Genomic DNA, 13,203 nt, shown 5'->3' with positions numbered 1-13,203 from the left:
CGGTCGAGCAGAGTGCGTCCCACGCTCCCCCGCCTCTGTCCGAGGCTCAGCGGAAGCGTTCGGCCTCACGTGCGAGTTGCACGAGGTCGGCGCACAGGGACTCCACCTCATGGGCCGCCGCACCTTCGGCAACGGCTGTCGCCACGTCCTCGGCGGCACATCGAACCTGGAAAACCCGGTCGACCATGGCGGAGGCTTCCTCCGAGGTGAGCACCACCGCATCGGCTGGGATTCTGGTGCCCTTGACCTGGGTGCGCTGCTCGTACGCGCGTTGACGGCACGATTGGCGGCAGTACCGGCGACGCCGGCCCATCCCCGTCTCTGCCACTTCGCGTCCGCACCACACACAGGAATCCGGTCTGCGGGAGGCGCTGGTCATGGTCGACCACCTTACTGCGCGGCGCCCCCGAGCCCGCCCGGTAAGATGTCGAGGTTGCATCTGCGCGGCGTGCGGGAACCAATCGGGAGGCCGTGGCGTTGTAGATGAGTGTGAACGCTTGGTGCTGGTCCAGGCGTGCTCGCGCGGAGACGAACGAGGAGAGGACACAACCATGGCAGATCGCGTACTTCGAGGGAGTCGACTCGGAGCGGTGAGCTACGAGACCGACCGTGACCACGACCTCGCGCCCCGTCGGATGGCCAAGTACCGGTGCGACAACGGTGAGGTCTTCGACATTCCCTTCGCCGACGATGCCGAGATCCCCGGTACGTGGCTGTGCCGCAACGGCCTCGAGGGAACCCTGGTCGAGGGCACGGCGCCCGAGGCCAAGAAGGTCAAGCCGCCGCGTACCCACTGGGACATGCTGCTCGAACGCCGTTCCAAGGAGGAACTGGAAGAGCTGCTGAAGGAGCGCCTCGACCTGCTGAAGGCGAAGCGCCGCGGAGCCTGACACAGGCCACCGAACCGTACGAACGCCGTCTCGGCTCTGCCGGGGCGGCGTTCGCCGCGTCCGGGGGGTGTGCGACCCCGCCTTCGGCGCGGTCCGGGGTGCCTGCGACCCCATTTTGGGCGGGGACGGGATGTTCGACACGGACAAGCTTCTGTAGGCCACTGGGCTGGTCACCGTCTCGACAGGACTCATCCAAGTACTCCGATCTGCTGAACGCGGGCGCGTTACATTCCGAGCACACCAAGCACCGAGCGTCACGCCCCGAACACGCAGTCGAAGAAACCACGTATGACCGACCTCCCGGGCTTCCATACCGTGTGAGAGGTAGGTCACATGACCGCTCTCAATCTACTATTCGGTACGGCGGAGTCAAGGGTTTGGTCTTCTCTTCGGGCAAATCTCACACCTGGGGTATGAAACCGGCACCCTGAAACCACGGCAGGTCCGGCGTTCACGATGTTCCGGGTGGTCAACCGCTCATTTCCACTACAACCGCTCACATTTCGTGGTATTTCCCCATCACCGCCCAAACCAAACCTTGCGGTCGGTTGAGCGGGGGCGGGGTGCGGTCATCGCACCGAGTGCGGCCGGTTCTCGCTGTCGTCCGGGTCGGTGTCCCTGCCGGTGTCGGGCGCGGCGTGCCGCGGCCGGCGCCGCGAACGCTCGAGGTGCGGCGCGATCGCGGCGAGAGCGTCCGGTGTCGTCATCGTCCAGTGCGTCGCGTCCACCGGGTGCTCGTCGATCCTTCCGCGCACGAACGGGCCCCAGCAGGTGACCGGGTCGACGTGGAAGCCGTCGTCGAGGGCGGCGGTGAAGAACACCAGTTCGCCGTCGAACATTCTCGGGCGGTGTCCGTCGATGAGGTCGGGGGCCCGCAGCGCGTTGCCGTAGATCCGGTCGAGTTCCGGGGCGGTGAGCGCCGCCAGCGGACCGCCGACGACCCGGAGCAGCGCGGCCGCCCGCTCGGCGTCGAACTGCCCGCCGGACGCGAGTTCGTCGAGAACACCGTCGTCGGGCAGGTCCAGGCCGGCACCGCCGAGGAGATCCGCCGTGGTCGCGGTGTTCTCCACGCTGCGGTCGAGTCCGACGTAGCTGTCGAGGAGTCCGAGCAGACGCACCTCTTCGCCCGCCGCCTGCAACTGCACCGCCATCTCGTGAGCGATGACCCCGCCCAGCGACCAGCCCACCAGGTGGTACGGGCCGTGCGGCTGGATCGAGCGGATCTCCCGGACGTAGCGATCCGCGAAGTCGGTGATCGTCTCCGGGTGCGGCTCGTCCTCGGTCAGCGCCGGCGACTGCAGCCCGTAGATCGGCCGGTCCTCGGTCAGTTCCCGGCTCAGCCCGGCATAGCTCCAGGCAAGCCCGATGAACGGGTGGACGCAGAACAGCGGCTCCGCCGTCCCTCGGGTGCGGATCGGGAGCAGCACGTCGAGCGAGGCGCCGGCGCCGCGCACTCCGTCGGTCGCCGCGTTCTGGATGCGCTGCCCCAGCGACCACGGCGTGGGGTCGGTGAACATCCACTGCAGCGGGAAGTCGATGCCCAGTTCGGACCCGAGCGCGGACGCGACCCGGGTGGCGATCAGGGAGTTGCCTCCGAGGTCGAAGAAGCTGTCCGTGGCTCCGACCCGGTCGATGCCGAGGACCTCGCCGAACACGGTGGCGACGGCCCGTTCGGCCGCGGTCCGTGGGGGCTGGTACTCGGCGGCGGCGGAGCGGACCTCCGGTGCGGGCAGGGCCTTGCGGTCGAGTTTGCCGTTGACCGACAGCGGGAAGGTGTCCAAGTGCACGACCTGCGCCGGAATCATGTACGACGGGACCCGGGTCGACAGGTGTGCGCGCACGTCGGACCACTCGGCCGCGCGCCGTCCCACCAGATAGGCGACGAGGGCTTCCTCGCCGCGTTCGTCCCGGTGCACCACCACGACCGCCTGCACCACATCCGGGTGCGCCTCCAGGGCCGCCTCGATCTCCCCCAACTCGATCCGCTGCCCCCGCAACTTCACCTGGAAATCCGTACGACCCAGATACTCCAACGCCCCGTCCCCGCGGCGCCGCACCAGATCCCCCGTCCGATACATCCGCCCACCCGCGGCGAACGGGTTCGCCACGAACCGATCCGCCGACAGATCCGCCCGATTCAGATAACCGCGCGCCAACTGATCACCCGCCAGATACAGCTCCCCCGCCACCCCGTTCGGCACCGGATGCAACCGCGCATCGAGCACATACACCTGCGTGTTCCACACCGGACGACCGATCGGCACCGACAGCGTGTCCGACGCACCGGTCTCCCAGTACGTCACGTCGACCGCAGCCTCCGTCGGCCCGTACAAATTGTGCAGACCCGCACCACTGACCGCCCGGAACCGCGACACCTGCTCCGGCGTCAGCGCCTCCCCCGAACAGAACACCAACCGCAACGAATCACACTGCACCACAGCAGGTTCAGCAGTGAACACCGACAGCATCGACGGCACGAAATGCGTGGTCGTCACGTGACGTTCCTGTATCAGCCCTGTCAGGTACCGCGGATCGCGATGCCCGTCGGGTGCGGCGATCACCAGGGACGCCCCGACCTGCAGCGGCCAGAACAGCTCCCACACCGACACGTCGAACGTCACCGGCGTCTTCTGCAGAACGACGTCCGAGCTGGTCAGGGCATATTCGTGCTGCATCCACAGCAGCCGGTTCACGATCGCACCGTGCGTGACCGCGACCCCCTTCGGACGGCCCGTCGAGCCGGACGTGAAGATCACGTACGCCGTGTTCGCCGCGGACAGCGGCCGGAGCCGGTCCCGATCGGTGACCGGCGCGCTGCCGTACCGGGAGAGGTCCTCGGAGGCGACGTCGATGACGGGGACCGAGCCGCTGTCGGCGAGTCCGGCACCGCTGACCAGCACACATGCGGGCCGTGCGGTGTCGAGCACATACGCGGTGCGCTCGGCCGGATGGTCCGGATCGATCGGCAGGTAGGCGCCGCCGGCCTTGACGACGGCATGGATTCCGACGAGCAAATCGACCGAACGGCGCATCTCCACCGCCACCACCGACTCGGGGCCGACGCCCTGTTCGATCAGTCGGCGCGCCAGCCTGTTCACGCGGGCGTCGAAGCTCGCGTAGGTCAGCTCCTCCCGGTCGCAGACCACCGCGATCCGGTCGGGGTCCGTCGCCACCGCCGCGTCGACCAGCGACGCGAGGGTGCCGGCGGGCACGGGGTGCGACGTCGCGTTGGTGCCGGCGATCTGTTTCCGTTCACCGCTGCCGAGGACGTCGAGGTCGCCGACCGCGGTGCCCGGACTGTCGACCGCCGCCCGCAGCACCTGCAGGAACCGCTGCCCGAACACGTGCGCGGACGGTTCGTCGAACAGGTCGGCGGCGTACGTGAGGCGGGCGGCGATCCCGCCGGGGCCTCCCTCGGAGTCGAACTGTTCCATCAGGGTGAGTTGCAGGTCGAACTTGGCGATGTCCACGTCGAAGTCGACACCGCTCACCGACAGGTCGCCGAGTTCCAGTGTCGCCTGGTCGAGGTTCTGGAACGTGAGCATCACCTGGAACAAGGGGTGCCGCCCGGTGGACCGCGACGGATTGACGACCTCGACGAGGCGCTCGAACGGGACGTCGGCGTGGGAGAACGCGGCGAGATCGGTCTCGCGCACGTCGGCGAGGAGTTCGGCGAACGTGCGCGCGCCCTCGACGTGCTGTCGCAGGACCAGCGTGTTGACGAACATGCCGATCAGGTCGTCGAGTTCGCGTTCGCCGCGGCCCGCGACGGGGGTTCCGATGGCGATGTCCGCGGAACCGGCGAGCCGGCTCAGCAGCACCGCGAGCGCCGAGTGCACCACCATGAACACGGACGCGTTCGCGTCCCGCGCCGCACCCAGCAGCGTGCCGTGCAGATCGGATGGCACGGTGAAGTCGACGGTGCCGCCCCGGTACGACGCGACCGCGGGACGCGGCCGGTCGGTGGGCAGATCCAGCTGATCCGGGGCGCCCGCGAGGGTCTGCGTCCAGAACGCGAGTTGCCGCGCCGATACCGAGTCGGGGTCGGTGTCGTCGCCGAGGAGGGCCCGCTGCCACAGTGCGTAGTCGGCGTACTGCACCGGCAGAGGCGCCCAGTCCGGGCTCGCGCCCGCCGACCGCGCCGCGTACGCCGCCATCACGTCCCGCACCATCGGCGCCATCGACCAGCCGTCGCCGGAGATGTGGTGCACGACCACCGCGAGGACGTGTTCCGTCGCGGAGATCCGGAAGATCCGCACCCGTACCGGAACCTCCGCGGTGACGTCGAATCCGGTGGTTACCAGGTCGGCGATCAAGGTGGGCAGTGCGGTCTCGTCGGTCGCGACGACGGACGCGTCATCGACCCGGTCGGCGGGCAGGATCACCTGGTGCGGGCCGTCGGCGGAGTCCGGGTAGATCGTCCGCAGCGACTCGTGCCGGTGGAGGACGTCGGTGACCGCGTGCTGCAGTGCGTCGACGTCCAGGACGCCCGACAGCCGGACCGCCACGGGGATGTTGTGCACGGCGGAGTTCGGGTCGAACCGGTTGAGGAACCACATCCGTTGCTGCGCCGAGGACAGCGGGAGCCGTTCGGGGCGCACTGTCGGGGTCAGCGCCGGGCGGGTGGGTGCGGTCGCGTCCGTCGAGTCCAGCAGCGACGCAAGGGCACCGACGGCAGGCGCCTCGAACAGGGACCGAATCTCGACGCGGCGACCGAGCGTCGCGGACAGCCGGGCGACCACCCGGGTGGCGACGAGGGAGTTGCCACCGAGGTCGAAGAAGTTCGCGCCGGTGCCGACTTCCTCGACGCCGAGTACGTCGGCGTACACGGCGGCGACGATCTCCTCGGTCGGTGTTGCGGGCGCGCGGTATTCGACTGCCGTCGAGGCGAAGTCGGGTGCGGGGAGCGCCTTGCGGTCGAGTTTCCCGTTCGCGGTCAGCGGCAGTTCCGCGAGCACGACGAGGGCGGCGGGCACCATGTAGCCCGGCACCGCGGCGCCGACGTCGGCCAGCACCGCGGCGGGGTCGACGGTCGAGCCGTCCGCGGGGACGACGTAGGCGACCAGGGCGGTCCCGGTGTGGTGGTTCTGGTGGGCGACCACGACGGCCTGCCCCACCCCGGCGGACCGCACCAGCGCCGATTCGATCTCGCCGAGTTCGATGCGGAATCCGCGGACCTTCACCTGGAAGTCGGAGCGCTCGAGGTACTCGAGGACCCCCTTCGCGTCCCGGACGCGCCAGCGGACCACGTCACCGGTGCGGTAGAGCCGTGAACCGGGTGCGCCGAACGGGTTGGCGACGAAGCGCTCGGCCGTCAGATCGGTGCGGGCCACGTAACCGCGGGCCAGCTGGTCACCGGCCAGGTACAGCTCCCCCGCCACCCCGACGGGAACCGGGTTCAGCCGGGCGTCCAGCACGAACGCCTGCGTGTTCCATTCCGGTCCGCCGATGGGGACGGTGTCGGCGTCGCCGTCGGTGTGGGTCCAGGCGGTCACGGACACGGCGGCCTCGGTGGGCCCGTACAGGTTGTGCAGGGCAACGGAGCCGAACCGGCTGCGGAAACGGGCGGCCGTGTCGGCGGGCAGCGCCTCACCGATGCACAGGACCCGGCGCAGGGCCGGCTGCTCCCCCGCACCCGGGGTGAATGCCTCCAGCAGGGACGGCACGAAATGTGCTGTCGTGACGCGCTGCTGACGCATGAGGTCCGCCAGGTAGGCCGGGTCGCGGTGACCGTCCGGGCGCGCGATGACGAGCCGGGCACCCGCCGTCAGCGGCCAGAACAGTTCCCACACCGACAGGTCGAACGTGACCGGCGTCTTCTGCACGACGGCGTCGGTGGTGTCGAGCGGGTATTCGTGCTGCTTCCAGCGGAGTTGGTTCGCGATGGCGGCGTGCGACACCCCGACGCCCTTGGGTCGGCCGGTGGACCCGGACGTGAAGATCAGGTACGCCGTGTTCTCCGGTCGCAGCGGCGCGCGGCGGTGCGCGGCGGTCACGGGTCCGCGCGGGGCGAGGTCGAGGGTGTCGATCTCGAGTACGGGGACGTTTTCGGCGGTGAACCCGTCCGCGGACGTGGTGAGGATGCACACCGGGCGTGCCGTCTCCAGCACGTACGCCAGCCGGTCTGCCGGATGGCCGAGATCGATCGGCAGGTACGCGCCACCGGCCCGCAGCACCGCGTACATCCCGGCGAGCAGTTCGATCGACCGGTTCATCGCCAGCCCCACCACCGCTTCCGGCCCCACGCCTGCATCGATCAGCCGGTGGGCGAGCGCGTCGACGCGCCGGTCGAACTCGGCGTACGTCAGTTCGGTGCCCTCGAAGAAGACCGCGGGGTCGTCGGGTGTGCGCACCACCTGAGCGGAGAACAGGTCGGGGAGCGTCGTCGGCGGCAGATCGACAGCGGTGTCGTTGAATTCCGTGATCACCGACTGCCGTTCGGCGTCGTCGAGCAGGTCGATGGCACCGACCGCGATGTCCGGGTTCTGCACGACCGACCCGAGGATGCGGGTGAACCGTTCCGCGAACGCCCGGACGGTCGCGTCGTCGAAGAGGTCGGTGGCGTAGGTGAACTGGGCCTCGATCACGTCCGGGGTGCCGTCCGCGTCGTGCTTCTCCGACAGTGTCAGGTGCAGATCGAAGTTGGAGATCGTGTTCGGCACGTCGAGTCCCTCGACGTGCAGGCCGGGAAGTTCGAGTGTGGTGGCGGCGAGGTTCTGGAACGAGAACGCCACCTGGAACAGCGGGTGGTGTGAGCGCGAGCGCGCCGGGTTCAGCACGTCGACGAGGCGCTCGAACGGGATGTCCGAGTGCGCGAACGCGCTCAGGTCGGTGGACCGTGCGACGTTCAGGCTGTCCGCGAACGAACTCTCGAGGTCGACGTGGGTGCGCAGAACCAGGGTGTTCACGAACATGCCGACGAGTTCGTCGAGGGATTCCTCGCCGCGGCCGGCGATGGGCGCGCCGACGGCGATGTCGGATTCGTTGCTCAGTCGCGCGAGCAGCACCGCGAGCGCGGTGTGCATCACCATGAACAGGGAGGTGTTCCGGCCGCGCGCGAGGGTCAGCAATGCGCGGTGGGTGCCGGCGTCGATGGTGAACGGCACGTGCGCACCCCGGTGGGAGGCGACCGCGGGCCGGGAGCGGTCGGTCGGCAGGGACAGCCGGTCCGGCAGACCGTCCAGGGCGCGGGTCCAGTACGCGATCTGTTCGGCGGCAACCGATTCGGGATCGGACTCGTCGCCGAGGAGTTCCCGCTGCCACAGGCTGTAGTCGGCGTACTGCACCGGCAGCGGCGTCCACAGGGGGACGTGTCCCTCGGTGCGGGCGGTGTAGGCGAGCATGACGTCGCGGGCCAGCGGGGCGAGCGACCAGCCGTCCCCTGAGATGTGGTGGGCGACCATGACGAGCACGTAGTCGTCGGCGCCGACGCGGTACATCCGCGCCCGCAGCGGCACGTCCGAGGTGACGTCGAAGCCCGTCGTCACGAGTGCGAGCACCCGTCCGAGGATGTCGTCGGGGTGCGCCGGCACCGGGGTCAGGTCAGGCACCGCGTCGGCGGCGGGCACTATCATCTGGTGCGGGCCGTCGGCGGAATCGGGGTAGACGGTGCGCAGCGCCTCGTGCCGTCCGACGAGATCGGCGATGGCGATCTGCATGGCGCGCAGGTCCACCTCACCCGACAGCCGGAGTGCGACCGGCAGGTTGTAGGCCGGTGACGCGGTGTCGAACTGGTTGATGAACCACATCCTCTGCTGGGCGAGCGACAGCGGAATGTGTTCGGGGCGAACCCTCGCCGTCAGTGCGGGCCGCCGTGCACCGTGAGTGGTGGTCTCGGTGATCCGCGCCGCGAGCGCGGCGACGGTGGGCGATTCGAACACCTCACGGACCCCGACGTGGACGTCGAGGGCGGCGTTGATCCGCGACACCACCTGGGTTGCGAGCAGCGAGTTGCCGCCGAGGTCGAAGAAGCTGTCGTGGATGCCGATCTCGGGCAGGGCGAGGATGTCCGCGAAGATGCCGGCGACGATCACCTCCATCGGGTTCCGCGGCGCCTCGAACGTCGTGGCCGCGGCGGCGAAGATCGGTTCGGGCAGCGCGGCCCGGTCCAGTTTGCCCGCCGGGGTGAGCGGCAGGGCGTCGAGGAGGGTGACAGACGCGGGCACCATGTACGCGGGCAGGGTGCGGCCGACGAAATTCGCGACCTCGACGCGGTCGACGTCCTCACCGGTGAACGGCAGCACGTACGCGACGAGGGAGGTCTCCCCGTTCGGGTGCTCGTAGCCGACCGTGGTGGCGTATTCGATCTGCGGGTGTGCGGTGAGGGCGGCGTCGATCTCGCCGAGTTCGATGCGGAATCCGCGGATTTTCACCTGGTGGTCGGTGCGGCCGACGAAATCGAGGACGCGGTTCTCCCGCCACCGGACGAGGTCGCCGGTGCGGTACATGAGGTCGCCGGGCTCGCCGTACGGGTCGGCGACGAAGCGTTCGGCGGTCAGTCCGGGCCGTCCGAGGTAGCCGCGGGCCAGGCTCGGTCCCCCGACGTACAGTTCGCCCGGCACCCCCACCGGCACCGGACGCAGCCGCCCGTCCAGCACGAGTGCCCGCACCCCGCGGCTCGGACCGCCGATGGTGACCGGTTCGCCGGCGCGGAGGGGTTCGGTGATGGACGACATGATCGTCGCCTCACTGGGGCCGTATGCGTTGACCATGCGGCGTCCGGGCGCCCAGCGGGCGACCAGTTCCGGCGGGCACACGTCACCGGCGACGACGACCACGGCGAGGTCACCCAGCCCGCGGTGGTCCACCGACGCCAGCGCCGCCGGGGTCGAGAACGCATGGGTGATGCGTTCCGCCGCGAGCAGTTCCGCGAGTTCCGATCCGCCGTAGATCGTGGGCGGCGCGATGACCATCGTGGCTCCCGCGCCGAGTGCCATCAGCATCTCGAACACGGAGGCGTCGAAGCTCGGCGACGCGAAATGCAGTGTCCGCGAACGGGACGTGACACCGAGCAGCTCACGCTCGTCGGTCACCAGGTTCATCAGACCGCGGTGCGTCACCGCGACCCCCTTGGGCCTGCCGGTCGATCCCGACGTGTAGATGACGTACGCCACCTGGTCGGACAGGATCGGCCGCATGCGGTCGCGGTTGGTGAGCGGCAACCGGGACTCGTGGGTGCAGTGCACCTCGAGTGCCGGGTCGTCGAGGAGCATCCACCGGATCGAGTCCGGGAGCAGTGCCTGCTTCCCGGACACGGTGATCCCGACCATCGCCCCGGAGTCCTGCACCATGTGCAGGATGCGGTCCGCGGGGTAGCCGGGGTCGACGGGCACGAAGGCGGCACCGGTCTTGGCCACCGCCCAGACGGCCACCACCGATTCGAAGGACCGGGGCAGCGCCAGCGCGACCCGGGTTTCGGGTCCCACTCCCCTGTCCACCAGCAACCGGGCCAGCTGGTTCGACCGTTCGTCGAGGTCCCGGTACGTCAGGCCGGCACCGTCGAAGACGACGGCGAGGCCGTCGGGTGCTGCGGCGACGGCGTCGGCGAGGATCTCGGGCAGCATCTGCACGGGCCGCGGGTCGGCGCCGCGGACCGGGGTGAGCGCCGCGTATTCGTCTTCGCCGAGAACGGGGATGTCGCCGATCGGCCGCTGCGGGTCGGCGACGACCGCCTCGAAGATCCGGCGCAGCCGGGTCGCGTATCCGGCGGCGGTGCTCTCGTCGAAAATGTCGGTCGCGTAGATGAGTTCGGCGTCGATGCCCGCCGGCTCGGTCGTGTCGTCGAGCCTCTCGGTGAGCGTGAAGTGCAGGTCGAACTTGGCGATGCTCGCGTCGAGGGTGAGCGGTTCCACCGACAGTCCGTCCAGCTCCAGTCCGTCGGCGGACACGGCCTGCACACCGAGCGCCACCTGGAACAGCGGGTGGTGCGAGGTGGAGCGGACCGGGCTCAGGACCTCCACCAGCCGCTCGAAGGGCAGGTCGGCGTGGGCGAACGCCTCGAGGTCGACGTCCCGCGCTTGCTCGAGCAGCGACACGAACGACGCTCCCGGATCCAGCGTCGTCCGCAGGACGAGGGTGTTGACGAACATGCCGATGATGTCGTCGAGTTCGGCCCGGCCGCGGCCCGCGACGGCGGTGCCGACGGCGATGTCGGCGGTGGTGCTGAGGCGCCCCAGCAGGACGCTGAGCGCGGCGTGGGCGACCATGAAGATGCTGGCGCCGTGCGCCCGTGCCAGCTCGGCCAGGGCCCGGTGCGTGCCGGCGTCCAGGGTGAAACGGGTCGCCGCACCCCGATGTGACGGCACCGCAGGCCTGCCCCGGTCGCCGGGCAGGTACAGCTGGTCCGGGACACCGGCGAGCGTGCGGGTCCAGTAGTCCAGTTGCGCGGCGGCGAGGCTGCCCGGGTCGGACTCGGCGCCGAGCACCTCCCGCTGCCACAGCGCGTAATCGGCGTACTGCACCGGCAGCGGTGCCCAGGTGGGCGGATGGCCCGCGGCACGGCTTGCGTACGCGATCATCACGTCGCGGATCAGCGGTTCCATCGACACGCCGTCCGCGGAGATGTGGTGGACGACGAGGGCGAGCACGTGCTCGGCGTCGCCCAGCGAATACACCTTCACCCGCAGCGGCACCGCCTGGGAGACGTCGAAACCGGTCAGGAGGAATTCCTGGAGATCCGCGCGCAAACCGGTCTCGCTCACCTGGACCGGTACGACGTCGGGGGTGAAGGCCCCGGGCGCGAGGATCACCTGGTGCGGCCCACCCCGGGAATCAGGGAAGACGGTCCGCAGCGATTCGTGCCGGGCGATCAGGTCACCGATCGCCGCGGCCAGCGCCGCCGTGTCCAGCGGGCCGGTCAACCGGACCGCTGCGGGCAAGTTGTAGGCGGGTGAGGACGTTTCGAACTGGTTGAGAAACCACATCCGCTGCTGCGCCAGCGACAGCGGGATCCGGTCGGGGCGGATGGCCGCCGTCAGCGGTGCGATCGCGGTGGACGGATCGTGCTGGTCGAGTCGCCGGGCCAGGGCCGCGACGGTGGGGGCGTCGAACACGTCGCGGATCGCGATCCGCGTCTGCGTCGCCACCCCGATGCGGGTGCTGAGTTTGGTGGCGGACAGCGAGTTGCCGCCGAGGTCGAAGAAGTTGTCGTCGACACCGACGCGGGGAACGCCGAGGAGTTCGGCGAAGACGGCCGCCACGACACGCTCCGACGCGGTGCGCGGCGCCGTGTATTCCGCCTTCCCCGCGAATACCGGTGCGGGCAGGGCATTCTGGTCCACCTTGCCGTTCGGCGTCACCGGCAGTTCGGTCAGCGGGACCAGCAGCGACGGAACCATGTAGGAGGGCAGGCTGCCCGCTGCCTCGGCCAGGACGGCGTCGCGGTCCAGTGCGATGTTGCCGCGCGGCACGACGTACCCGACCAGGTGCTCGCCGGTGTGCGGGTCCGAGTGCGGGACGACGACCGCCTGCTCCACGTCCTCGTGCCGGAGCAGCGCGGAGACGATCTCGCCCAGTTCGATACGGAATCCGCGGACCTTCACCTGGAAGTCGGTGCGCCCGAGGTACTCGAGCAGGCCCGCCGCGGTCCAGCGGACGAGGTCGCCGGTGCGGTACAACCGTGCGCCGCACGGCGAGAAGGGGTCCGCGACGAAGCGTTCGGCGGTGAGGTCGGGGCGGCCCAGGTATCCGCGGGCGAGTTGGACACCGCCGAGGTACAGCTCTCCCGCCACCCCGGCAGGCACCGGACGGAGGCGGTCGTCGAGGACGAGGGTGCTGGTGTTCCAGACGGGCAGGCCGATCGGGACGGTGTCGGAGTTGTCGGACCGGGCCGCGAAGAACGTGGTGGTCACCGCCGCCTCGGTGGGGCCGTACGTGTTGTCGATCTCGGCGGGATGGGACGCCCGGAAGTCGTCGATCGTCTCCGGGGACACCGCTTCGCCGCCGACCAGCACGTGCCGCAGCGCCGGCAGGCCGGTCAGCCCGGGCCCGGACGTGAGGGCCGCCAGCATCGCCGGCACGAAATGCACGACGGTGACGCCGTGCGTGCGGAGGACGTCCGCGAGGTACTGGGGGTCGCGGTGTCCGTCGGGTTCGGCGATGACGAGCCGGGCGCCGGCGGCGAGCGGCGCGAAGCATTCCCACACCGACACGTCGAACGTCACCGGGGTCTTCAGCAGCATCGTGTCGGTGGTGCCGAGCGCGTACTGCTCACGCAGCCACTCGAGTTGCGCCGTGATCGCCGCGTGGGAGACGGCCACGCCCTTGGGCCGTCCCGTGGACCCGGACGTGAAGAGGACGTACGCCGTGTTGTCCG

Annotated in this window: 3 protein-coding genes (1 of these 3 only partly in view); 1 reads left to right on the top strand and 2 read right to left on the bottom strand. The window is 70.0% G+C overall.

The window, feature by feature from the left end; all coding sequences use genetic code 11:
• Nucleotides 1-46: 46 nt before the first annotated feature.
• Entirely contained in the window at nucleotides 47-379 is a 333-nt protein-coding gene (locus tag CJ179_RS32355) for a hypothetical protein (protein WP_095864149.1), read from the bottom strand.
• A gap of 172 nt (nucleotides 380-551) precedes the next feature.
• On the opposite strand from CJ179_RS32355, the gene CJ179_RS32350 reads away from it, so the two are divergent.
• Nucleotides 552-890, top strand: coding sequence for an RNA polymerase-binding protein RbpA (locus tag CJ179_RS32350; RefSeq protein WP_005255751.1), 339 nt, complete (start codon nucleotides 552-554; stop codon nucleotides 888-890).
• 569 nt (nucleotides 891-1,459) lie between these two features.
• Here the strand turns inward: CJ179_RS32350 and CJ179_RS32345 are convergent.
• On the bottom strand, nucleotides 1,460-13,203 hold the final stretch of the coding sequence (locus CJ179_RS32345; RefSeq protein WP_095864148.1) for a non-ribosomal peptide synthetase. The gene runs 17,779 nt beyond the window's last position; 11,744 of the gene's 29,523 nt are visible here — the last part of the coding sequence; its start codon lies off the right edge, out of view; its stop codon occupies nucleotides 1,460-1,462.

This window comes from Rhodococcus sp. ACS1 (assembly GCF_002300155.1).
Taxonomy (GTDB): Bacteria; Actinomycetota; Actinomycetes; order Mycobacteriales; family Mycobacteriaceae; genus Rhodococcus_F; species Rhodococcus_F koreensis.
Note: the sequence above shows the minus strand (reverse complement) of the source record. Positions and strands in the feature narration are given on the sequence as shown.